Below are 23,693 nucleotides of genomic sequence, written 5' to 3'. Positions count from 1 at the left end.
ATGTCATACCCCGATGATAGTTTGCATGCAGCAACATTCAGGCCATTCAACGGGGTGGTTGCTGCAATGCGACATTCTAAGGGGCTTTGGACGAAATTAATATTTCAGTTGTTCAATTTATTAGTGACACTGTTGATTTTATCGTCCATGGATTGAGCTCGATCAGTTCGAGTGCCCATCCGCATCGAGGTATTAATTCGCGGCGCCCCCATCTGGTGCAGTTCTTGGTGGCAGCGCTTCACCGCGGCCATGACCTCATCCCAGTCGCCTTCCACGTTGGTGCCGTAAGCATGCATTCGGTGTTCCAGGCCGGCTTCCTCAAACACCTGCTGGCATCGGGCGACGTAACTGGATACTGAGACGCCAACGCCCAGGGGGACCACACAAAGATCGATCATTACCTGCATAGCTTAATGCTCCTTTATTGTTGATACGGCCCGGCAGTATGGGGTCAGCCTAGCAGCGTTTGCTTGGCCTGGTTGATCTTGGCGGCGAGGTAGTTACTGCCGCCTCGGTCCGGATGCAGCTTCTGCATCATCCGTTTGTGGGCCTGGATAATCTGTTGCTCGCTGGCGCCGGGTTCGAGGCCAAGAATCTGGTACGCCTCATCGGCGCTCATGGCTGAATCGGCGCCTGAGTCGGTTTGTTCCTCTGCCGAGCCGGAGGCGGTGTCCCAAATCTGAGGCCGATGGCGCTCGATGTAGGCATCGAGTAGTTTCAGTGCCTGGGGATCATGGCCGGCACACTGTCGATACAGCTGTAACAGTTCATTATCGCTGAGTTGATCCAGGGTCCGCCCGGCAAAGCGCCCCTGACGTATGTGGCCGTTGATGGCGCCGCTGTCATGGTCAAGATGCATATCGAGCCAATCGGTACTGGCTTGGGACTGTTGCCCGGTTTGTGTTGAACCGGTTTGTCGACGGCGTTGTTGACGCCGGAGCTTGGGCAGCCAGCGCAGCAGAGGAATCAACAGCGGTAGAAGGCGGCGGGCGAAGGGCAGCATCGAACTGACCAACGCGAATAGCCAGTGCAGGCGCCCGGTCAGGGCCATCCATAGGGTCAGCAGGGCCAAAACAATCAGCAGCAGCTGTAACAGAAAGCGTTTACCGCGTTGTGGCGCCCGTGCAAGGAACCAACGCACTCCACTGACAAGGAGAAACAGCGATAGTACAAGAATCAGTAGAGTCAACGACGGGGTTTCTCCAGTTGGTGGCGTAGTTGGGTCAGGGCGGCACTGGGGGCTAGGCGCTCCAAAGCCTGCTGCCCGGCAGTAGCATAGACCGCCACCGCATTGAGAAGTTTACTCAGTTGTTCCGGACTACCGGGGTCAAACCGGCAGTGGGCGCCACCGCTTAATCGGGCCATTTGGGCAAAGCCGTTGCTGGCGGTGGTGTTATTGCCTTCCTGGAACAGAAACAGCGGTAGCTTCCGCAAACCGCATTCACCGGCGCGCTGGCAAAGGTCATCGATGGGTTCTTCGATGCAGTCGCCGATAAAAACCAGGGCTTGCACCGGTTGTTGTCGGTGCTGGTCGAGGGCGTGGTCGAGTAGTCGGCCGATCTGGGTATGTCCCCCCAGGCAGGTAACCGCCGACATCGCTCTTACCATCTTATCGGCACCCTGATGCCAGGGGCTGGAACGTAGCTCATCGTAACCCCGATAGAAGCAGAGTTTGATCTGCAGCTGACCCAGGCCACGGGTTTGGGTGAACATATCGGCCTGCAGCTGGCAGGCGGTATCCCAGGTGGGCTGGCGGCTGGCGGTGGCGTCGAGTGCAAAGATCAGCCGTCCGCCACCGTTTTTGCTTGGCGACGGGTGCTTGTTTACCTGTTGTAGGAAGTCGGCGACCTGCTGCTCATTACGGGCAACCGGCGACTTAGGATCGTTCATGGGGCGTCCCACTGCTATCAACGCTGTCGATAGTCATAGTATAGGGCCGTCCCGGAACTGAAAAGCCGGTGTCCGGCTTGGCTGGATCAGAGATTGTGGGTGACGCCGTGGAGGCGCTCTTCCAGAGTACCTTTCAACAACTTGAACAGACGGATGGACGCATCGATTTCGTCTTTGCGGTTGGTCAGACTTTCGATGTTCAGTCCCAGCGGGATATCCAGGGCTTGGCAGGCATCCAGGATCCGCTCCAGATTTTGCTGGCAGGTGCGGATCGACTGCATCAACGGGTTGTCGGCTTCCAGGATTTCACTGGCAACCTCGGCAGGGACCGAAATAGCAAGCCAGCTCATGAACTCCAGCGTCTTGGCGCTGCCGCAGGGTGTAAAGGTCAGCACGATGCGCTTTGGTGAACTGCCCTGAGACTGGCAAAGTTCACCGTATTGGCGCAGCAGGGCGATGGTGGCATCGGCATCATAGACCGCTTGCGAGACGAAGAACTCGCAACCGTTGTCGACCTTGCCGGACAGACGCTGGTGCTCATCGCCTTTAACGGCATGGCGCTCGGCGATGGTCACGCCGCCCAGACTGAAAGGGTAGTCGTGTTCCGTCATCGCCTGGTAAGCATCCGGCAGTGACAGCTTGATATCCGCATCTGCGGAAGGGCTGCCTACCAGTACCAGGTTGCGGACGCCGTATTGATTCCAGGCATCGTCAAGCCACTGCTCAAAGCTGGCACGGTCGCGCTGCGAGACGCTCTTGTAGGTGATGATCGGACGTTGGCTCTTGCTGGCCAGCAGCGCCGAGTACTCGCGTGGATCGCGGGTGCCGATAAACGGGAAGGGGCGGGGCTTATCGATTCGCGCACTCTCGTCCTGAATGTCGTAGACGATCAGACCGTCATAATCGACACTGGCCAGGCGCTCCAGCAGCTTGTCGGCGATTTCGTCCATCTGCATATCGTCGGTGCTGCCCTTGGGTGGGGTGGTACCAAACAGATAGAAGCCCTTCTGCGGGTTGCCGAAATCGGGGTGGCTGGCGAGTGTCATAAAGCGATCCTAAGGTGTTGCCTGACCGGTTAAGGTGTAAGCCGGTAATGCGTCAATGTTATGGCTTCGAATTATAAGCGCGAAGTTGTTATAACGTCATTGGTTATAAGTGGAAAGATTCTCAACCCAACTTGAAGCGAATTAATATAGAGTGATGAACTCGGCTCAAGACCAGCGTACTAACTAAACATCGATCCAGCCAAAGGCGCGGTAACTATTTTTTTCATCCGCTGTAACCTAGGCTAAGTTATTGCGTCTATTGAGCTATTAAAGGCCGGGCGCGTTGAGTTGTAACCCTCCTGATCCCCAGTGGATCGGGTGATCAGGGAAACTCGATTTAAGCCCGTTTTCTATTCTGACAGATGAGGTTAGCTTGAGTTTGCTACACCCCGGTAGTTCATCAGAGGCCGTCACCCCAACGCTGGTGCTGATTTTCAAACGTCCAAAACCCGGACAGGGAAAGCAGCGGCTGGCTGCCGATATCGGACTGTGGTCCGCCTGCCAACTGGCCGAGCAATTCCTGAATTGTGCCTTAGAGGACCTGCGAGACTGGCCCGGACCTGTGGTGCTGTCACCCTCCATGGCGGAGGATCGCGAATGGGCTCAACAGCTTCTGCCCGAGGCGGAGGTGATGGTACAAGCCGAAGGAAACCTGGGGCGCCGAATCTTGGCGCTGGATCAGGGTTTACGTGCCAGGGGGCACCGAAGCTTGATCTACATCGGTAGCGACGCTCCGATGTTGAAGCCAATTCATTTTAAAACGGTAGCCGAGTCATTAAACAAGCAGTCGGTGGTGGTTTGTCCCGCCGCCGACGGCGGCGTTACCATCATGGCCAATTCACAACCCTGGCCGGCGGCTCTTGAGCAGTTGCCTTGGAGCACGGATCGGTTGGGACAGAGTCTGGCGGCCTGTTGCATAGAGGCTGGACAGACGGTGGCCGGCGTGATGTCCAGCTACGATATCGATCATCAATCCGACCTGCAGCGACTGCGGCAGGACTTGGCCGAGGATTCACGCCCGCAACGACGACAGCTGTTGGCGTTGATCGAGCAAGTTGATCGTAAAGATATGGCGACCGAAGACCCTGCTGGTAGTGAGACCGGAGCCGCTTCTGCGAGCGGTGGCGATCAACGCAAACAGCCGATTTTGGTCTGAATCCTAGAACGAGAACAGCAACGTGAACGATCTTAATATCAGTTCGAACAACCTGATTCCTACCCGCAGCCAGGATTGGTATTTTACTCCGGAGGGAGATCCTCGGGGCTATATCCAACCCCAGGGATTAAAGGAACTTTGGTTTCATACCGGAACCGCTTGCAACCTGGCGTGCTCTTTCTGCCTGGAGGGTTCCGGCCCCGGGGACAAACGCCTGGAATTGGTCAAACTGCCGGATGTACAGCCATTTATTGAAGAAGCGCTGACATTGGGCGTGGAGCAGTTTTCCTTCACCGGCGGTGAGCCTTTCCTGGCCAAGGATATCGTCAAGATCCTCGAGTATGCGACCCGCTATCGTCCCTGTCTGGTGCTGACCAACGGCACCGAACCACTGCGTAAGCGCATGCATCAACTCGAAAACCTTCGCCATGCGACGCATAAGGTGAAGTTTCGCATCAGCCTGGACTACCCCAGTGCGGTACAGCACGATGCCGATCGCGGCGAGGGTAGCTTTGATCAGGCGCTCGATAGCCTGGTCGATCTGCACCGCATGGGATTTGCGGTATCGGTGGCCCGCCATATGGACAAAGGGGAGGACAGCGCGGCGGTGGAGCAGCAGTTCCGGCAGCTGTTTGTCGAGCGGGGGCTTCCGGAGGATATGAATATCGTGGCCTTCCCGGACTTTGCCGTCCCCGGTAGTCACCCGCTGGTGCCGCAGGTGACCGAACACTGTATGACCACCTATCAGGATGAACAGAGTCGAAGCCAATTTATGTGCGCCTTCAGTAAAATGGTGATCAAGCAGCAGGGTCGGATGCGTGTCTACGCCTGCACGCTGGTGGATGATGACCCGGAATATGACCTGGGAGCCACTCTGACCGAAGCGATGGAGCATCGTATCAGTATGCGTCACCATCGTTGTTACAGCTGTTTCGCCTTCGGTTCTTCCTGTAGTGAAGGCTGATTAATCAATCGGTTATCAATTTTGTTTTAATTAAACTCTAGTTTTAGGAGCGACCGTGTTAGGAATAATCGGCGGTACCGGAATATATCAACTCGACGGACTCGAAGTGGTTGAGGAGCATCAGATCCATACTCCCTACGGCCCGCCGTCAGCACCGGTGATCCAGGGTGAGCTAGGCGGCCAGCCGGTTTGCTTTCTGGCCCGTCACGGTCAAGGCCACCAGTTGCTGCCGTCCGAGGTCAACTATCGGGCCAACATCTGGGCGCTGAAATCGGTCGGTGTTACCCGGGTCCTGGCGGTATCGGCGGTTGGTAGCCTGCGTGAAGAGATCGCACCGGGACAGATGAGCGTTCCGTCACAGTATTTCGACTTTGTGAAGGGTAACCGGGAACGCAGTTTTTTCGGTGACGGTCTGGTTGCCCACGTCTCCACCGCCGAGCCCACATGTGCCGATCTAACCGCACGTTTGAGTCAGGTGGCCGAAACCCTGGATCAGCCGTTGCATACCGGTAAAACCTACGGCTGCGTCGATGGTCCGCGTCTAGGCACCCGTGCCGAGAGCCATTTTCTGCGGGGTGCCGCCGGTTGTGATCTGGTCGGCATGACCAACGTACCGGAAGTGTTCCTGGCCCGCGAAGCGCAGCTTTGCTACTGCACCCTCTGTATCGCTACCGACTACGACTGTTGGCTGGATGATCCGTCCCAGCATGTCAGCGTTGAGCAGGTGATCAGCCGTTACGGAGCCAGCCTGGAACGGGCCAAAACGCTGGTGCATGAATTGATCAGCCAGGGCGATTTGCTTCATGACAGCTGTGATTGCCGCCATTCCCTCGACTGCGCGGTACTGACACCTGAAGCGCATCTGGATGATGATAAGCGTGCGCTGCTGGAGTTGCTCAAGCGTTGATCGCAGCCGACTCCTCAGAGCCACCGCCACAACCTCCGGTGCAGCCACCGGTGCATCCGCCGCTCAGTGTTATTGTGCCGGTGGGACCGGCGGAAACCACCTTGGCACCCCTGCTGGCCGAGCTGCTGTTACTGCCGCCGGGGTGTGAGATTTTGCTGGTGGACTGCCCCGGGTCTAGAGAGCTGGTTCAAAGCTGTCACCCGCCAGAGTCTTTGCTGCAGTGCCACCAGTTGCGACGGCTGCAGGCCGAGCAGGGCCGGGCAGTACAGATGAACCTGGGGGCTAGGCAAGCCCGTGGTCGGTTTGTTTGGTTTCTCCACGCCGATAGCAGGCTCAGTCCCTGGTTGATCGAGCAGCTTTTCGAAGGGCTCAACAACACCCCGGACGGACTTCACTGTTTTCGCTTGCGCTTTGCCGATGATGGCCAGGGCCCGATGTCGGTTAACAGCACCGGTGCTCACCTGCGTACCGCCTGGCTGGGGGTGCCGTTTGGGGATCAGGGCTTCTGTCTGAGCCGTGAGCGGTTCTTTGCCCTCGGAGGTTACGATGAGTCCGCTCCCTACGGCGAAGACCATCTGCTGTTATGGGCCGCTCGTCGCCGACAGATGCTGTTGTGCTATCACCGAGCAACACTGGGAACCAGCGCCCGCAAATACCGCCAGGCCGGATGGGGTCGCCTGACCCTGCGCTATCAGTTCTATTGGATTAAACAGGCGCTACCGCAGTATTGGTGCCTGCTGCGAGGCCGCTGAACCGCTTGCTGCCGCGAAACAGCGTTTGCGTCTGCTGACCTTCGAGGCTGCCGGTATGGCGCTCGATCAACGCCTGTTGCTGACCCTGAGCGCTGGCCAGGTCGTCAAACCTGCTATCCGGCACTCCCACCCAGCAAAAATATCGAAGCGGTGCCTGGCGGGTTAAGGCCTTACGGCTGAGCAACGCCCTCACCGATCTCTTTCATTCCCAAGTTAAGAATTGTCGGTTCACTATGATTATTTTTTGAACCCGATCTTTTCCCCCTGTGACCTACCTGGCAAGACAGCAAGAACGCGCCCCGCGCCAGGAGTCAATCATGATCAGCACAGCACTTTACGAATTGGCCCATCGTCTGCGTAGCCAGGGCCAGGCCAATCAAGCCCTTATCATTGACCGTTCCGATTTTGAATCGCTGCAGCAGGAGTTGAGCAACATGCACTGTCTCCGGGCTCTTCGGGCACTGCGTCAGGAACACCCGAGTTACGGCGGCATGGCGCTGGTTATTCAAGAAGGACTGGCCATCTAAGGGGGCCAGCTCCACCGGCCGTCAGGTTTTCCCTGGCGGTCGATTGAGCGGGAAAGGGAAAAGGGCGCAGCAGATCGCCATAGGGAGGCAGGATCATGCAACAACAACGCATCCCGAAGATCGATAGCCGGTTTTGGCATTGGCAAAAGCCGGTCCGGCTTCCTAAGCTGAAACTAGTCTCAGATCGCACCGATCCAGGCCATCGGGTCGATTCGACATCGCAGCAACCGTGCGCTGAGACAAAGGCCGACAGGAAGCAGGTGTACGTCACCTATCGCGTGTCGCCGGCTCCATCAGCCGATCTGTATCCACCTTGCCGTTCAGTGCAACCGCGTTGCCTGGGCGCCGTCAGCTGACGGAGGTGCCTATTGATGGACAGTGCCAGTGAGCGAGTCGCCGAAGAGGCCGCTTGGATTCATCGAATCGGCCAGGGCGATAAAGCGGCCCTGCAGTTGTTGTACCAGCGCTATGCCCCACGCATTTTTCGGTTCGTGATCCGGATGATGAAGGACGAAGCCAAGGCCGAGGAATTGGTCAACGATGTGATGATGGAGATATGGAAGAGCGCAGCCGGTTTCGAGGGGCGCTCGTCACCATCGACCTGGATTCTCGGTATTGCACGCTTTCGGACCCTGAATGCGGTACGGGGGAAAAAGTTGGACACGGTCGAGTTGACTCAGGCGCCGGAAGCGGTGGATGAGGCTGAAGACGCCAGTGCCGCGAAAAGCCATGAGCAGCTACGGGCGTTGCTTCGACAGAGTATCGCGCGGTTATCGGATGAGCATCGTGAAGTGGTCGAGCTGACCTTCTTTCATGACTGTTCCTACAAAGAGATCGCCGAAATTCTGCAATGCCCTGAAAATACAGTGAAAACCCGGATGTATCATGCCAAAGCCAAGTTAAAACCCTGGTTGAAGAACCTGGGACTGGCCGACGCTGAATTGGGAGGAGTGACATGACAGAACAAAGAATGGAACAGCTGCTGGCCTGGTATGCGAACGGTACGCTGGAGGAGGCCGAGCGCCGCGAGGTGGAAGCCTGGCTGGAGAACAACCCCAATGCTCAACTGCAATTGGCCGAGTATGAGTTTATGCAGCAGAGCGTGGCTGAGGTAGGGACGGAAGAGCCGGTGTTCAACACCGAAGCTGGTTTTGAAAACCTGATGGCCCGTATCGACAGCGAAGAAGCGGCCAATGAAACGGTTGAGCCGCGCACTGGTTCATCGCTGTTTGCCGGTCTGCAAAACTGGTTCACCGACACCCTCAACTGGAATCAAACCCCGGCTTTCGCCAGGGTTGCGGTGGTCTCTCAATTCGGCGTGGTGATCGCCCTAGGGGCGGTGCTGTTGCTGCCTTCGGATGCCGAGGACGGCTATCAGGTGTTAAGCGGTAGCCCTCCCGCGGTGGTCGCCGCAGGGCCCCGAGCCACCATCGGCTTTAATCTCGACATCAGTCTGGCTGAGATGCAGAAGTTGCTGCGCGAGCAACAGGTGGTCATCGTCGGTGGCCCCAGTGCCATCGGAACCTACCAGATTGAGCTGCCCAGAGATGATCAGGTCGAGGCGCGTCTGGCCGCGTTAAAGGCCAATCCTGCGGTGATCTACCTACAGAGGAATGCACCGTGAACAGGGCCACGAGAGCGCTGCTGCTGACACTGCTGCTGTTCAGCGGTGTCAGTATGGCGCAACAGCCTTCTGCTGGAGCAGGCGCCCTGAACCCTGCCGATCCCGGGCGGATGCCGCTGGATGATCCGTTGCTGAGCAGCCAGGGCAGCTGGAATCAGGCTTATGCCGATCAGTGGAATCTGGCACATATCGGGTTGGTCAGTCCGCAAGGCCTGCTCAATACAGCTATCCCCCGACAACTACAACCGGTCACCGTGGCATTGATCGATAGCGGCGTCGATTATCGGCATCCGGATCTGCCACTGAAACAGCTGTGGCGCAATCCGAACGAGCGCGACAATGGTCGAGACGACGATGGCAATGGTCTGATCGACGATTTGATCGGATGGAACTTTGTCGGCCGCAACAATACTCCCTGGGATGACCATGGCCACGGCACCCATATCGCCGGGATTATTGCAGCCGGTCAAAACAACGGTATCGGCATTTCCGGTATCGCCCCCAACGCCCGGCTGATGGTGCTCAAAGTGGTCGATGCCAGTGGCCACGCCAGTGGTAGCCATATCGCCGGTGCTATCCGCTACGCCGTTGATCAGGGCGCCAGGCTGATCCATCTGAGCCTCGGCGGTCAACAGCCCGGCGACCTCGAACTGGATGCCCTCAACTATGCCCTCGATCAGGATGTGCTGGTGATTACCGCCGCGGGTAATCAGGCCAGCGATGATCCGGGACGAGGCTATGATCAGTTGCCGTCACTACTGGTGGTCGGTGCGGTGGCACCCGATGGCCGCCGCGCCGCGTTCAGCGACTGGGGGACGACCCTGGATCTGATGGCGCCGGGGGTGAACGTGTTGTCGCTGCGGGCTAAGGGTAGCGATTTTTTGCGCCGTAACGGTGTCCAGGGCTACCGTCAGGCCAGCGCGGTGGTGTCTCAGGAGTACTATCGGGCAACCGGGACCTCATTTGCCGCCCCCCATGTGACGGCCATTGCTGCGCTGCTGTTGGGGCGGGATCCGCAACTGACATCAGCCCAGCTGCGACGCATCCTGTTGCACTCCGCCCGCGATCTGGGACCGACAGGAACCGATCGGAATCACGGCTATGGCCTGTTGGACGCCGAGGCTGCGCTGAGCGCGACCCCTGAGTATTTTGTCGAAGCGCGATTGGAACGGGCGGAACTGGATTCAGGCAATCAGCTGTTGTTGATCGGCACCACCGATGCGGATCAGTTTCTTCAGGCCCGGATCGACTACGCCCTGGGTGAGCCGCCGCAGCAATGGAAAACCTTGCTGCCCATTGCTCAGCCATTACGTGAGCAGCCGTTGCTGAGTTTAGACCCCAGTACTCTGCCTGAGGGTGAACTGATGACGTTGCGTCTGGTAACCGAGCATCAAGACGGCAGCCGTCGCGAGAGTCGGTTACAGCTGCAACTGCCGGGAGAAGCACCATGACCATCCCACGGGCTAGGCTAGTAAAAGGGTGTTATTGGTTGGGGCTGGCTGCGATGCTGCAGATCGGCAGCGCCTGGGGCTGGGATCAACCACAGTCGATCCAAACGCATCAGCAGCCGATGCGTAGCCTGTCGTTACCGGCGGACTGGGGCGCTGAAGTCTGGGCGCAACAGCGCGGTATTGAGGGCCTGCAACTGCAGCGGGGTCGCGATGGACGTCAGTATCTGAATTTCCGGGCCGACGATGCACACTGGCAGCAGCTTCAGGCCCAGTGTGATTCGACCAATCCGTTAGCGCCTCAATGTGCCAACGACAGCTGTCAGCGGGTCCAGACGCTTAATGTTACCGGCTCGCTATCGGAAGGCGGGCAAGGCTGGTTGACCCCCAAAGCGCCCGAGCTTAGCGCGATGCTTGCCGGTCACCCCGACCGTTGCCCAGCCGGCCAGCAGGCATTGCCCTGGGATGCTGAGCTGCCCACCGGTACCGATCCGGCCTGCTGGACGCTGCAGCTGGCCCGACCCTGCCAAACGGAAGAAACACCGGTCGAGTACCTGAAACCCTATTGGCGACCCGATCAGTTGGTGTTGCTGTTACCGGCTCCCAGCGATGGCCAGTCCGGTGCGATCGCCGAGCTGCCGGCCGCGCAGGGCCTGCAGGTGCTGGAAGAGACCGAGCTGAAGAGCACCGGACAGCGGCTGGTTCGTGTACGGCGGCCTTCGAATAGCTCGTTGACGCTGGATCAGTTAGCCGAGCAACTGGGGCAGGAACCCTCAGTCCTGGAGGTCCAGAAAGATCTGGCTTACTTCACGCTGGAGGGTTCGGCTGCCGGCACAGCACCGGCCGATCAGTCAGGAGCTTCGGAACAGGCGGATAACGGAGAGTCGACGCCCCCGGTATTTAAGCCGGACCCGTTGGAACCGTTCAATTACGGTCCGGGCCTGACCACCGCTGCGCAATTGGCACCGCACTATACCGGGGCTCAGGTGTCGCTGGCCCTGATCGATACCGGCGTCGATCGAAGCCACCCGGAATTGCAGGCGGCGGTGAAGGCCCAGATCGATTTCACTGATCATGGGTATTCGGCAGACACCCATGGAACCGGTGTCGCGGCGATCATCGCTGCAGCCCGAGGCAACGGCATCGGAGCCTCCGGTGTGGCGCCTGGTGTGGACATACACAGTTTCAAAGCCTGCCATCCGCGACAACCCGGGGGGCTGGCGGCACAATGCTGGGGCAGTAGTCTGATCAAGGCGCTGGATGAAGCGATCAGCCGACAGATTCCGTTGATCAATATGAGCCTGGGCGGGCCGCCGTCGGCCTTGATGCAGCGATTGATACAAACGGCGTCGTCGCGGGGCATTCTGGTTTTGGCCGCTGCCGGTAACGGCGGACCCAACGCTCGCCCCCTGTATCCGGCTGCTTGGCCGGAAACACTGGCGGTCACGGCGGTTGATGCCGAGCGAAGACTCTATGTGCATGCCAACCGCGGTGAGTATGTGCGTGTGGCCGCTCCGGGGGTCGATATGATCACGGCTGCGCCGGCAAACGGTCAGCCGATGCTGTCGGGTACCTCGATGGCAACGGCCCATGCCAGCGGTGTTGCGGCGCTGCTACTGCAGGTGAATCCTCAGGTTAGGGGATCGGAGCTGGCGCAGATGTTGGAACTTCACAGCCGCGATCTGGGCAAGGAGGGGGTCGATACGGAATATGGCGCCGGACTGATCGATGCCTGCGACAGTGCTTCGGAGCTTGCCAATAATGATGTCGCCGACCTCGGTAATCTATGCGGGGGCGGCTTATGAACAGAGAGCGTATCATTATCGGTGCTATCGCGACGTCGTTGGCAGCGACCCTGGTTGGCTGTAAACCGGCGCAGGTAAAAACCGAATCCACACCGTCCCCGAGTCAACAAGCAGCAAACGCCAGCACTAAGCCTGCACCGGCAGCAGCCGCGAACCCGACAGGCGCGGCGACTCAGGGTGCGCTGCCTAAGGGTGCGGCCGCCACCCCGGCCGTTACCGACCAGGCGGGTTACGATAACGCCAAAAGCGATTTTAGCTACGGCCCCGGCCAAGCCTGGCCGAAACTGGTTGTGCCGGTCGAACTCAGGCCGGGACCGCTGGCTCAGGTTTCCGCCCCTGAACCCGTGGTCCAAGTACCGCTAACCGATACGCCCAGCACTGATCAGACCCAATCCGAAGCGATTGCTGAGAGAAAGCAGCCATCGGTGTTGGAGGAGCAGCAGCCGGTAACGGGACCATGTGCCAGCCCGCTAAGCGCAGCTTCGTTGGATCTGGGCCCCAAGGAGAACTGGCTCAGCAGTAAACTGAAAACCACGGCGATGGGGGCACTGAGCAAGATGCTGTTCGGCGGATCCGGCGGCGGTGACGAGGGAGGTTCAGACCGGCCTTCGACGGTCAGTGATCCTATTCCCAAATCGGCTCGTCAGGCCTTTCATGATGAGCTGAGCGATATTGAAATGAGTATCTCGGGTCGGCTCAAGGATGACAGCCTGTTATTGAGCACCGATATCGGTTCGTCGCCGGACAAGTCGACCTTTCATGCGGTCTATCTCGAGAGCAAGGATTGCAAACGCACCTTCCCGGACCGATACCTCAACTATCGCATGTGGGTAGAGTGGTCGCTGTCGGTCAGTTGGACCAAAACCGAACGGCGTTATCAGAATGACAAACTGGTCTCGGAAAAGACCAGCTCCGGCGGTTTCTTCAAAAGCGGCGAGTATGACCTGGCGAAAGGCAGCATCAACCTGAACGACGCCGCACAGTACCAACAGGGGCTGCTGAATGATCTGCCGGCACCGATCTGGCAGCAAATGGGTTTCTCCTCACCGACCTCCGGTGTGCGAGGTTTGGGCAGTCAGTTTAAACAGGTGGACACCTCCAATCTGTTTAACGGCGAATCCGTGGCCGTGGTCCATGTCACCCGCGTCGTTGATGATCGTTATGTGACCCGTGCCTTGCCGTTCAAAATGGAGCGGGGAAGTGGTGAACTGCTTAAATTTAGTCGTTTGTGATGTTTAAGGATATTGTCGGAAGCTGGCACATAATGTCATTTGTCGATACTTATAGTGGCTATTAAATTTCAATATTGAGTAACCATCTAAGGTATGGAGCACAAAGAGAATGGAAAAATATGTAATTGAGCTTGGTGAACTCGATGTTTTTATTATGGGGAAAAACCTTCCTTTACGAAATCTTCCATATCATCTTCAAGAACAAATTGTCTTAAATCTATCGAAAATACTGGCTCATAATTTAGAGGAAACTTATGGCGGTGCATTTTCGTTTAACGTAATAAGTGTTGAAGATGGCTGTATCAAAGGTAAGCTCTTCGTTACATGGACCTTGGTTGCGGGTATTGCCGGAGCGGTCATCGCGTATCCGGGGCTGAAAGCTGGTGCACAGGAACTATGGAATGACGGAAATGCTGTCATAGAGTATTTTGTTGAAGGCAGAGCCTGTGAAGCTCGTTTCGAAGGGCTGGATTTTATTAATGGTTTATATGGACCAGTAAAAAAAGGAGATAACCTTAATAAGATAGCCAGTAGCTTTGATTGTGGAGATGTGACCAAAGAGCAGATTATGGTTGCGATATTCCATGAAAACCCTGATGCGTTTCCATCGAAGAATATGAACTTAATTTTAGAAGGTCAGATGCTGGTAATCCCAAGAGATAAAGTACTCACGAAAATAAATGCTTCAGATGCGCTGAAGCTAGTTAATGAACACACAAAGGAAAAGTAAAATACAATATTTGCTGCATTCCATAACGGTTAACTACCAAGCCATCGACTGTACGGCTACTTGTTGTAACAAACCGACCACCATAAACGCTACCTCAGTACCTCAAATCATGCAGGGATGATGCAAAGTTTCCCTGAATAATTTTTTTCATTTTCTTTGAACCCCTCAGCAATGGGCTGTGACCTACCGGTTGGAACAACAACAAACGTCCCACAGCCATGAGGAAAGAATGATGAAAGCAATTAATAAAACTGCGATCGTAACCGTTGCTACCCTGTTTGCGCTGACCGCCGGTATCGCCCAAGCCAACCCGTTTGGCTACGGCTACAAGGTGGGCAAGGTGGATTACAGCAACAGCTTCAACACCGATAACAAAGCCAAGATCAATATCGACAACAGTAAACGCTTCAACCGTAATTTCATGCTTGATTATCGCGTCGATAACAGCTCACGGACCAAGGTGAATACGGATTACCGTATCAAGCAGAGCAAAGACATTCGTAAGAACAAGATCAATGCCAATCAGAGCCTGAATCAGTACCGGAATTACTACAGCGGCGTGAGCCAGGGTGCCAACAACTACGGTAGCGCCACCGGTCATAGCATGAAGCAGAAGCAGGGCGGCACCAGCGTCGGTAGCCTGGTTGATCAGACCAACCGTACCCAGCACAAGGGTCACAGCTTCCTGTCTCCGTCCGTGCATACCAACAGTGGTGATCAGGCGACCGGTAACATGACTCACAGTCAGATCGGCGGAATCCAGTCCGGTATGCAGCTGGGTGATGTGACCAACCTGCAGACCAACAGCCAGAAGCAAAACGCCAGCTCCGGTGTCAGCAGCAGCGATAGCGTTAGCAATACGGCATCCAAGTAATCCTTTCTAACCCTCTGTACCAAGCCCCCGTTTACGGGGGCTTTTTCGTTGTTCCAAGTGCGGTGTGAAACGAAGGTTCGACCGAGGGTTTCAGCCTGTCGCGGCATCAGTATCACCGACGTTCCGGTTGGACTGTGTCGCTTCGATCCGCGGCATAGATTGTGTGAAAAAACGAAATTTCTTTGAACCGCGGTGATTCAGGCTGTGACCTACCTTAGGAATCCACCAAGCAATCCAGATAACAGCCAGTATCCGTTTGCCGCGATTCAATCAACGATCAAGCAATGACACTCAGCATGAGGAAATGGACATGAAAAATATCAATAAGAAAACCCTTGCCGCGATGGCGACTTTCGCCCTTCTGAGCGCAGGGGTGGTCAATGCCGGCCCGTACGGTTACGGATATCCGCAGGTTAAAATCGGTTATGACAACAGCTTCAACAGAACCAATCAGATCGATGCCACGGTCGACAACAGTCAGCGCGTCGATAGTCGTAGCAAGCTGAAATACGATATCGACAACAGCGTCAGTAACCGTTTCAACCATAGCTATCAGCTGAACAAGAGCTTCAACTACCGTGCCGACCAACTGAACGCCGGTCAGGCATTGAACCAGAAGCGGAACTACCTCAGTAATGTCGGCCAGAATGCTGCCAACCAGGGCAGTGCGACCGGTCACAGCATGGCGCAACAGCAGGGCTCAACCGGGGTTGGTTCGCTAGTGAGCACGACCAGCAGCGCCAAGCACAAGGGGCACAGTATCGCGTCACCGACGATCAGCCGCCAGTACGGCAGTGTGAATACCGGCAACATGCTCGGCAGCCAGATTGGTGCGGTCCAGACTGGTATGCAGGGCGGAGGCGTCACCAACCTGCAGGGTAATGATCAAGCCCAGACTGCCACTTCTTTCGTTGGTTCAGACGACCAGGTCAGCAACAGCGCAACCAAATAATCTCGCCGTGGTGGCGCTCTGGTCTGATCCCGAGTCCTCCCTGTCCAAGCCCCCGTCATCCGGGGGCTTTTTTGATCTGCCCAAACACTTTGAACCCTGTTGATCCGAGGCGTTACCCACTTAGAGCGATGGGCCCGCCGCGTTACCGGTGTCTTGTGCTGGAACGCCGTGCCTGGTTTCACCAAACCCAATGAGGAGTTGCATCATGAAACAGTACCTTTTACCCCTAAGCGTCGGCCTATCGGTGCTACTGGCATTGCCCGTTGCCGCTGACAGCGGGGTGAACAACACAAACACACAGAATATCGACAACAGCGTCAGTATCGAGCAACAGCGTCGGCTGGCGCTGACGCGGCAATACCTGATGGATCAGCAGTACCGCAGCAGCGAGCAGACACTCAACGAGCAGCGCGGCTACGGTAGCAGCGTCGGACAGGCTGCCGGCAACAGCGGCCAGGCCCAGGGACATCAGCTGGACCAGCAGCAGGGTGGGGTCAGCGTCGGTAGTCTGGTTTCTGAATCCGATACATCCCACCAAGGCGGTGGCGCCGCTGGCGGTCTCAACTGGCAGTACGCGCCCCAGAGCAACACCCTGATGCTGGGGGGAGATAACAGCGCCGTGATTCAGCTTTCCAATATCAACGCCAATGGCGGCAACATCCATATCGGCGACGTCAATAAAGGCAACCTGCACAACAGCCAGATCGGCAGCAACCAGTACGGCAACCAGGCTGGCGATACGGTCAACGCACAGTCCAACAGCCAACAGCAGCGGGCCGATAGTCAGGCCTCAAGTCGCGATCAGGCCAGCAACTAGGAGGTGCGATCATGAAAATCCATGTATTTAGCCTACTGGTCCTGCTGTCAGGTGCGGCGATGGCCGAAACCATGCCTCCCGGTGCAGACCAGCCACCGCCGGTCGATCCGGTTATCGAACGGTTGCAGTCACTGCAGAGCATGCGGCTGCGATTGGAACAGGACTGGGCCAACTACCTGCAATCGGCACGCTCCAACACCGGTGCTCAGCCGATTCAGCCGGGTAGCGCCCCGGAAGTCCGCCAGATGCGCCAGGAGGTCAATCAGAATCTGGCCCGGATGGAGGAGCGTTTCCGCTGTCTGGATGTGGATCTGAAGGGCAACAACGGCAACGTGGTGTTGGTCTGCGGTGACAACAACGGCGGAATTTCAACCAATAACCAGCAGGCCCTCGGGGCCGATCTGAATGTCAGCGGAGGTGGCCAATGAAACCTTTATTGATCCCTGTGTTACTCGGTATCGGGTTGTATAGCAGCCTGTTGCCGGCAACCGAGCAATATCCGATCCATCCTCACAACTGCGGAACGGGTGTCAGCCTGGTGATCACCGGCGAGGACCGGTTCGATCCGATGGTGCAGCAGCTGTTGCTGAAACAGCAGATGAGCGGTCATCGGTTGGTCGACAAGCCTCGCTTTCTGGTCATTCCCTACGACGGCGATGCGGAGCTGACCGAGGTGCAGATTCGTTACCTTGAGATGCTGTTGAGCAAGGCCGGTAAAGAGTAGTGCTTCACTGACCCAACACAACGAACAGCTTTGATAGATCAGCAAAACCGTCAACGGTACCGATCGGTTACCGGTTGACGGTTTTTTTTGTGAACCCTGGCGGCAAAGGACGTTACCTACAGGCTACAAAATAACAAGTGCGGAGATAATGTCATGAAACTCAATCGTCTGATCGCCATCCCGATGATCGCCATGAGCCTGGTTGGCTGCAAGCAGGCCACCGTCAAGTCAAGCGTCACAGCAGAGCAGCGGGCAGAAGTCAGCTGTACCGGACCGAAAATGCGGGTGGCAGTGATGCCCGTCGGTGCTACCGGCAAGTTGGGTTCGTTCGAAGGATATGATGTGGGCGAGGCATTGTCTTCGCAGTTGACCACCGCACTGGAACAAACCGATTGTTTCGTCGTGATCGAGCGGACTGCGCTGTCGCACATCCTGCGCGAACAGGAGCTGGGTTTGGCCGGCGTTTCAAATCCGGAAACTGCGCCTAAGGCCGGCCGAATTGCAGGTGCCCAAATACTGGTCAAAGCCGATATCACCGAGTTTGAACCCCAGAAGGACGGGGGCGGTTTGAACCTTGGCTTTGGTTCGTCTTCGCTGCCGTTTGGCATCCGCCTGGGCGGAAGTGGCGGCACCAGTCATGTGGCTTTGGATCTGCGCCTGTTGGATGCCACCACCGGTGAAGTTTTGTTCTCGCAACGGGTCGAAGCTAACAGCAAGTCACGAGGTATGGCGCTGGGTCTGGACTTCAAACAGTTCACCATCGGCGGAGATAAGTTCTACAAAACTCCGATGGGGCAAGCTACTCGGGTCGCTATGAATGATGCGGTGTTCTACGTGATCAAGGGAACCCGTCAGGTGCCTTGGCAGGGCCAGGTGGTTAGTACCCGCGGTCAGCATATCTTTATCAATGCGGGCCTGGATACCGGGATCAAGGTGGGTGATGTGATGCAGGTCTCGGCGGTTGCAGAAGAGCTGGTCGACCCGGAAAGCGGTGTAACCCTGGGTAAAATCGAAAATGCGGTAGGGCAGATCAAAGTCACCGCGGTACAGGAAAAGTTCGCTATCGCCTCTGCGATCGGCAGTTTCAGTACCCAGCGCGGTGATGTGGTGCGCTACTAGATCGACTGCGCAGATCCCTTGAAAGCTGCAAAGCCGGCCCGGTTTACTCCCGGCCGGCTTTGCTTTATTCCGCGCCCTTAGCGCGTCGTCGACAGAGCCGGTGATGGAGCAGCGTCGAAACGATTGAGTGCTCCTGGGGGTTAATCGGCGGAGTATCGGGATTAACCGCTACACTTTTCGAATAGATGCGCATGTTTGGCCCGCCAGGAAGGCGCTGATTCGGGAGTCGGTTCAGCCGCATCCTCGACTGGGATATTGAGGTGTCAATGCTGCATGCGCCCCTTGAACAGGAGGGATCTCATGCCGAACATCATTTCCAAACTAGCCGATAACCTGTCCATTTCTGACTCCCCCTGGCAATTCAAACTGCTCGCAATGCTGGTGATCTTCTTCTTTTTCGGCGGTCTGGTGCTGGATTACTGGGCCTCGACGGTGACTTTTAGCGGTTTATCCGGTGCGGCTGATAACCGGGATCTTGACCAGATGATCGTTGAATTTACCAAACAGAAGCATGCCTCGCTGACCAGCTCTGCCAGTCTGCTCTATGACTTTTCCAAGATTGCGCTGGGGGCGTTGATTGCGAGCGTGGCTCAAGGCGTCAAACAATCCACCCTGCGCCGTGGGCAGGAGCCCGGCACCGATGTTTAGTCAGACTGTGTAGACTCTACCGCGAACCGGAAAGACGACGGGATGAGCATCTTTACCGTTGCCGCAGTAATTCATACAGGATCGTTCTAAAATTAGTGGTAATTTGGAACAGATCGTTGTTCGTTGTTGGCGCCTACAACAACGTCGTTTACGCGATGACAGGAAGTCGAGGTTATGGAAAAACTCAGCAGTCGCACCTCCGCCCTTCGTTATTTTTTGATCCTGTTTTTACCCACGGCTACGGTTATCTGCAGCCTGTTGTACCTGAGTCATCAGTATGAGCAGGATATCTATGTTGATAATGCCTCGACGACCCAGCGGATACTGGTACGCACGCTGGCCCAGCAGCTGGGCAATGAAATTCAGAGTTCGGTCGTTCCCGAACTGTTGCGATTGTCCGAAGATCCACGATTGATGCCGTTGCTGGAGCTGCGTACGACCTCGAGCCTGGATGCTTTCGGCGCGGTGATGTTGGGGTTGGCAAGGCACCATCAGATCTATGATCAGATTCGATTGATCGATGATCAGGGGCAGGAGGTAATTCGGGTCAATGGCCACGGCAGCAACGCCCAACGGGTCTCGACAGATCGCCTGCAGAATAAGTCAGGCCGATACTATTTCGAGGATACGTTACGGCTGGATCCGAAACAGGTTTATGTGTCCCGGCTGGACCTGAATGTCGAAGGGGGTGAGGTGGAACAGCCCTTCAAACCGATGATTCGCATCGGCACCCCGGTGGTCGACGCTGCCGGCCGCAAACGGGGTATCCTGCTGTTCAACTACCGAGCCCAGAAAATCCTCGACATCATCGAAAGCCGCGGCCAGAGCGACGGTGCCATGGTGTTAATCAATAGCGAGGGATATTGGCTCAAGGGGCTGAATCCCGACCACGAGTGGAGTTTTATGTGGCCTGAGCGCCGGCAATACACTTTCGCGCAGCGTTTCCCAACGATATGGCCTTCGGTTCAGAGCAACAGAAGTTTTCAGGTGCTGTTGAGCGACGGGATGTTGTCGGGGATCCAGGTCGATCCTTTCCCGGAAAATACCGCCGTCGATCGCTATTCAGCGCCTCACTGGGTATTGGGTTCCTGGTTGCCGATGCGCAGCCTGATGCAGGCACCGAATAAGAATTTACCTTTTCGGATCATGATCGGCACGGTGTTTTTGGTATTGGCGCTGGCGGCTTCGATTGCGCTGGGCCGGGTGATTTCCAAGCGCAATAAGAACCACGCCCAGCTGCGACGGGCGAACCGGAGTCAGTCCGAGTTGATCGATCAATTAAAACAGGCCCAGGCGCAACTGGTGCAATCGGAAAAGATGGCGGGTATCGGCCAACTGGCCGCCGGTGTTGCCCATGAGATCAATAACCCGGTGGGCTTTGTTGCCAGTAACCTGAACACCTTCGAACGCTATGTTGAGCAGTTGTTGGAGGCTCTGAACGCTCACGAGCGCCTGCTGGCGGATGCCCACAGCCTTGAACAACTGAGGGAGCAGGTCGACCAGACTGCAGAACAGCAGGATCTGGCATTTTTACGGGAGGATGTGGGTTGTGTGATCGCCGAAACCCAGGATGGAATCCGGCGGATTAAGCGGATCGTCGCTGATCTCAAAGGTTTTGCCCGCGACAGTGAAGATGAGTGGGAGATCGCTGATCTCCATCAGGAACTCGAGCGCACCCTGAATCTGGTCAATAACGAACTCAAATACCACTGCACCCTGCACAAGCACTACGATGCCCTGCCGCAGATAGAGTGCATCGCTTCGGAGCTGAATCAGGTGTTGGTCAACCTGTTGGTTAATGCGGCCCAAGCGATTCCGGAAAAAGGCAATATCACCCTTCGAACCGGGGTCGAGGGCAACCGGATCTGGTTGGAAGTTGAAGATGACGGTAAGGGGATCGATCTGGCAGATCTGGATCGTGTGTTCGAGCCCTTTTTTACCACCAAACCGGTGGGCAAAGGGACCGGGCTGGGGCTGTCGATCTCTTACGGCATCATCAAAAAACATAACGGCACTATCGAAGTACGCAGTCGCAAAGGCGAGGGGAGCTGCTTCCGATTAACGCTTCCGATCAAGCAACGCAGCAATGAACAGGTCGATGAAAAGGTAATGGCTGAAGGCCAGAGCGCCTAGTGGAGCGCTTTATGCCGATAGCGGGTATAGGTGCTGAAGAGACTTGAAAACCATACAGCCTGCCAGCACGGCAGACTGTATGGTTGGGTAGATAGAGAGTAGAACGACGCCCTTGGGTTAGTGACCGCGACGCCAGCGGTGGAAGCGCTCCAGGTAGCCCATCAGCTTTTCCGGAACGTGCTTGCGTTTCCACTGACCGGCGGCGTACTTGTTGGCTTCGCTCAGGGTCGGGTAGATATGGATCGTTCCCAGGATCTTGTTGAGGCCCAATCCGTGGCGCATCGCCAGGGTGAATTCACTCAGTAGCTCGCCGGAGTGCGGCCCGGCGATGGTGACACCGAGGATCTTGTCCTTACCCGGTACCGTCAGTACCTTGACCATACCCGAGGCGCTCTCGTCGGCGATGGCACGGTCCAGCTCTTCCAGGTCAAATTCGGTCACTTCGTAGTCGATGCCGGCGGCTTTGGCCTCCAGCTCGTTGTAACCGACCCGGGCAATTTCAGGCTCGGTGAAGGTGGCGGCCGGGATGATCGAGTAGTCGACCTTGAAGCGTTTAATCCCGCCGAGCAGGGCGTTGACCACCGCGTACCAAGCCTGGTGGGCGGCACTATGGGTGAATTGGTACGGGCTGCAGACATCACCACAGGCAAAGACATTGGGGAAGCGGGTCTGCAGGAATTCGTTAACCTCGATGCGGCCGTCAGGAGTCAGGGCCAGGTCCAGGGTTTCGGCACCAAAGCCTTCGACATTGGCTTTACGGCCGGTGGCCACCAACAGCTGGTCGAAAGCGACTTCGACGTTTTCACCGTCGTGTTCGCACAGCAGCAGCTTCTGGCCGTCACGTTCGACGAATTCGATCATCTTGTGATTCAAACGCAGATCCACACCTTCGGCCACCAGGCGATTCTGGACTCGGGCGGCAATCTCCGGATCTTCTTTGGGGAGCAGGCGCGGGCCGCGCAGCACCTGGATCACCTGGGAGCCGAGTCGGGCGAATGCCTGGGTCAGCTCGCAGCCGATCGGGCCGCCGCCGAGGATCAGCAGCCGTTTGGGCTGTTCGCGCAGATTCCAGACCGTGTCGGAGGTCAGCGGCTCCATCGCTTCGATATTCTTGATCGGCGGGATGGCCGGACGGGCGCCGGTGGCGATGACGATGTTGCGGGTGGTGATCTGTTCGCCATTCACTTCGACCCGGTAAGGCGACAGGATTTTAGCCGCGCCCTGAATACAGTCGACGCCCAGACCGGTGTAGCGCTCGACCGAGTCGTGGGGCTCGACCGTTTTGATCACCCGCTGAACCCGTTCCATCACATCGGCAAACTCAAATTCGACGCTGGCGCTTTTCAGGCCCAGCGATTCCACCTCACGGGTTTCCTGGACAAAACGCGCACTGCGAATCAAGGCCTTCGACGGGACGCAGCCGGTGTTGAGACAGTCACCGCCCATCTTGTGCTTTTCGATCAGGCTGACCTTGGCTTTGGCTGCCGCCGCGATATAGGCGCTGACCAGGCCGGCGGAACCGGCACCGATCACGACCATATTGGTGTCAAACTTGGCCGGTTTCTCGACTCCCTGGTAGACCTTGCTGCGCTGGATGAAGGCGATGATCTGCTTGGCGATCAGCGGGAAGATACCCAGCAGACAGAAGGAGATGATCAGCCCCGGTGACAGGATACCTGACAGACTGTCGATCTGGCCCAGCTGGGTTCCGGCATTGACGTAGACCATGGTGCCCAGCAGCATCCCCAACTGGCTGACCCAGTAGAAGGTGACGGTACGCAGGTGGGTCAGCCCCATCACCAGGTTGATGACGAAGAACGGGAACAGTGGTACCAGGCGCAGGGTGAACAGATAGAAAGCGCCATCGCGCTCGATTCCGGCGTTGATCGACTGCAGTTGCTTGCCGAAGCGTTGTTCCAGCACATTACGGAACAGAAAGCGTGAGCACAGGAAGGCCAGGGTGGCGCCGATGGTGCTGGCAAAGGAGACCAGTATCAGGCCCCAACCGAAACCGAACAGGGCGCCGGCGGCCAACGTCATCACGGCGGCACCGGGCAGCGAAAGCGCAGTGACCAAGACGTAGATCAGGAAGAAACCACCGCCGGTTAGCAGCGGATTCTGCTCGAAGGAGCGCATAAAATCGCTTTGATGTTGCTTGAAATACTCCAGGCTCAACAGCTGGTGCAGATCAAACGTAAAGAACAGTGCGATGAGTACTACCACGGCGCTTAGCAGCAGCGCTTTCTTCAAATTCATGCTTTCTTTTCTCAACTGGCGATCGAAGGAATGAATACAGCAGACGAGCGACTGCCGAAGTCGTTACAACCTTGGCATCAAAATATTGA

The 23,693-nt window shown here is 56.7% G+C and carries 24 protein-coding genes; 19 read left to right on the top strand and 5 right to left on the bottom strand.

Annotated features, from left to right (window positions below):
- Positions 1-104: 104 nt before the first annotated feature.
- The 4 genes from ACO05M_RS12815 to ACO05M_RS12800 form a co-directional block, all read right to left on the bottom strand.
- Complete coding sequence (locus ACO05M_RS12815; protein WP_421863437.1) at positions 105-407, bottom strand: MTH1187 family thiamine-binding protein; 303 nt, start codon at positions 405-407, stop codon at positions 105-107.
- Between the two features lie 44 nt (positions 408-451).
- Positions 452-1,141, bottom strand: a complete 690-nt coding sequence (locus ACO05M_RS12810) for a DnaJ domain-containing protein (RefSeq protein WP_421863434.1) — start codon at positions 1,139-1,141, stop codon at positions 452-454.
- A gap of 44 nt (positions 1,142-1,185) precedes the next feature.
- Positions 1,186-1,890: a vWA domain-containing protein gene (locus ACO05M_RS12805; protein ID WP_421863431.1), complete on the bottom strand. Its 705-nt coding sequence runs from the start codon at positions 1,888-1,890 to the stop codon at positions 1,186-1,188.
- An 86-nt stretch (positions 1,891-1,976) separates the two neighbouring features.
- The gene (locus ACO05M_RS12800; RefSeq protein WP_421863428.1) at positions 1,977-2,936 is read right to left on the bottom strand and encodes a methylenetetrahydrofolate reductase; all 960 of its coding nucleotides are present in this window, start codon (positions 2,934-2,936) and stop codon (positions 1,977-1,979) included.
- Positions 2,937-3,309: 373 nt separating this feature from the next.
- Here ACO05M_RS12800 and ACO05M_RS12795 point away from each other — a divergent pair, with 373 nt between their 5' ends.
- From ACO05M_RS12795 to ACO05M_RS12705, 19 genes are all read left to right on the top strand, one after another.
- Complete coding sequence (locus ACO05M_RS12795; protein ID WP_421863425.1) at positions 3,310-4,092, top strand: TIGR04282 family arsenosugar biosynthesis glycosyltransferase; 783 nt, start codon at positions 3,310-3,312, stop codon at positions 4,090-4,092.
- A 22-nt stretch (positions 4,093-4,114) separates the two neighbouring features.
- Positions 4,115-5,056, top strand: a complete 942-nt coding sequence (locus tag ACO05M_RS12790; RefSeq protein WP_421863422.1) for a radical SAM protein — start codon at positions 4,115-4,117, stop codon at positions 5,054-5,056.
- A 55-nt stretch (positions 5,057-5,111) separates the two neighbouring features.
- Positions 5,112-5,963 (top strand): S-methyl-5'-thioadenosine phosphorylase, encoded by an 852-nt coding sequence (gene mtnP / locus ACO05M_RS12785; protein ID WP_421863419.1) that lies wholly within the window; start codon positions 5,112-5,114, stop codon positions 5,961-5,963.
- A complete protein-coding gene (locus tag ACO05M_RS12780) occupies positions 5,960-6,715 on the top strand; it encodes a glycosyltransferase (RefSeq protein ID WP_421863415.1) in 756 nt (251 codons plus the stop codon). Before mtnP ends, ACO05M_RS12780 begins: the two co-directional genes overlap by 4 nt.
- A gap of 317 nt (positions 6,716-7,032) precedes the next feature.
- Positions 7,033-7,242: a hypothetical protein gene (locus ACO05M_RS12775; protein ID WP_421863412.1), complete on the top strand. Its 210-nt coding sequence runs from the start codon at positions 7,033-7,035 to the stop codon at positions 7,240-7,242.
- 371 nt (positions 7,243-7,613) lie between these two features.
- A complete protein-coding gene (locus tag ACO05M_RS12770; protein ID WP_421863409.1) occupies positions 7,614-8,201 on the top strand; it encodes a sigma-70 family RNA polymerase sigma factor in 588 nt (195 codons plus the stop codon).
- A complete protein-coding gene (locus ACO05M_RS12765; RefSeq protein ID WP_421863406.1) occupies positions 8,198-8,866 on the top strand; it encodes a hypothetical protein in 669 nt (222 codons plus the stop codon). The genes ACO05M_RS12770 and ACO05M_RS12765 overlap by 4 nt, the downstream gene beginning before the upstream one ends.
- Positions 8,863-10,317 (top strand): S8 family peptidase, encoded by a 1,455-nt coding sequence (locus tag ACO05M_RS12760; protein WP_421863403.1) that lies wholly within the window; start codon positions 8,863-8,865, stop codon positions 10,315-10,317. Before ACO05M_RS12765 ends, ACO05M_RS12760 begins: the two co-directional genes overlap by 4 nt.
- Positions 10,314-12,119 carry a S8 family peptidase gene (locus ACO05M_RS12755; RefSeq protein ID WP_421863400.1) on the top strand — a complete coding sequence of 602 codons (1,806 nt, stop codon included), beginning with the start codon at positions 10,314-10,316 and terminating at the stop codon, positions 12,117-12,119. The genes ACO05M_RS12760 and ACO05M_RS12755 overlap by 4 nt, the downstream gene beginning before the upstream one ends.
- Positions 12,116-13,351: a hypothetical protein gene (locus ACO05M_RS12750; RefSeq protein ID WP_421863397.1), complete on the top strand. Its 1,236-nt coding sequence runs from the start codon at positions 12,116-12,118 to the stop codon at positions 13,349-13,351. Before ACO05M_RS12755 ends, ACO05M_RS12750 begins: the two co-directional genes overlap by 4 nt.
- Positions 13,352-13,460: 109 nt before the next feature.
- The gene (locus tag ACO05M_RS12745; RefSeq protein WP_421863393.1) at positions 13,461-14,081 is read left to right on the top strand and encodes a FimV/HubP family polar landmark protein; all 621 of its coding nucleotides are present in this window, start codon (positions 13,461-13,463) and stop codon (positions 14,079-14,081) included.
- 229 nt (positions 14,082-14,310) lie between these two features.
- Positions 14,311-14,955, top strand: a complete 645-nt coding sequence (locus tag ACO05M_RS12740; RefSeq protein ID WP_421863390.1) for a hypothetical protein — start codon at positions 14,311-14,313, stop codon at positions 14,953-14,955.
- A 310-nt stretch (positions 14,956-15,265) separates the two neighbouring features.
- The gene (locus ACO05M_RS12735) at positions 15,266-15,907 is read left to right on the top strand and encodes a hypothetical protein (RefSeq protein ID WP_421863387.1); all 642 of its coding nucleotides are present in this window, start codon (positions 15,266-15,268) and stop codon (positions 15,905-15,907) included.
- A gap of 205 nt (positions 15,908-16,112) precedes the next feature.
- Positions 16,113-16,724, top strand: a complete 612-nt coding sequence (locus ACO05M_RS12730; RefSeq protein ID WP_421863384.1) for a hypothetical protein — start codon at positions 16,113-16,115, stop codon at positions 16,722-16,724.
- 11 nt (positions 16,725-16,735) lie between these two features.
- Complete coding sequence (locus ACO05M_RS12725; RefSeq protein WP_421863381.1) at positions 16,736-17,152, top strand: hypothetical protein; 417 nt, start codon at positions 16,736-16,738, stop codon at positions 17,150-17,152.
- On the top strand, positions 17,149-17,448 hold the full coding sequence (locus ACO05M_RS12720; protein ID WP_421863378.1) for a hypothetical protein: 300 nt from the start codon (positions 17,149-17,151) through the stop codon (positions 17,446-17,448). The genes ACO05M_RS12725 and ACO05M_RS12720 overlap by 4 nt, the downstream gene beginning before the upstream one ends.
- Positions 17,449-17,601: 153 nt before the next feature.
- Positions 17,602-18,567, top strand: coding sequence for a CsgG/HfaB family protein (locus ACO05M_RS12715; protein WP_421863375.1), 966 nt, complete (start codon positions 17,602-17,604; stop codon positions 18,565-18,567).
- Positions 18,568-18,867: 300 nt separating this feature from the next.
- Complete coding sequence (locus tag ACO05M_RS12710) at positions 18,868-19,215, top strand: hypothetical protein (protein WP_421863372.1); 348 nt, start codon at positions 18,868-18,870, stop codon at positions 19,213-19,215.
- A 174-nt stretch (positions 19,216-19,389) separates the two neighbouring features.
- Positions 19,390-21,348: an ATP-binding protein gene (locus ACO05M_RS12705; protein WP_421863369.1), complete on the top strand. Its 1,959-nt coding sequence runs from the start codon at positions 19,390-19,392 to the stop codon at positions 21,346-21,348.
- A gap of 117 nt (positions 21,349-21,465) precedes the next feature.
- Here ACO05M_RS12705 and ACO05M_RS12700 read toward each other — a convergent pair whose 3' ends face one another.
- Positions 21,466-23,604 (bottom strand): FAD-dependent oxidoreductase, encoded by a 2,139-nt coding sequence (locus tag ACO05M_RS12700; RefSeq protein ID WP_421863366.1) that lies wholly within the window; start codon positions 23,602-23,604, stop codon positions 21,466-21,468.
- Positions 23,605-23,693: the final 89 nt, after the last annotated feature.

The organism is Motiliproteus sp. (assembly GCF_965230735.1).
Lineage (GTDB): Bacteria > Pseudomonadota > Gammaproteobacteria > Pseudomonadales > Balneatricaceae > Motiliproteus.
The sequence above is the reverse complement of the archived record's forward strand: the minus strand, read 5'-3'. Positions and strand labels throughout refer to the sequence as shown.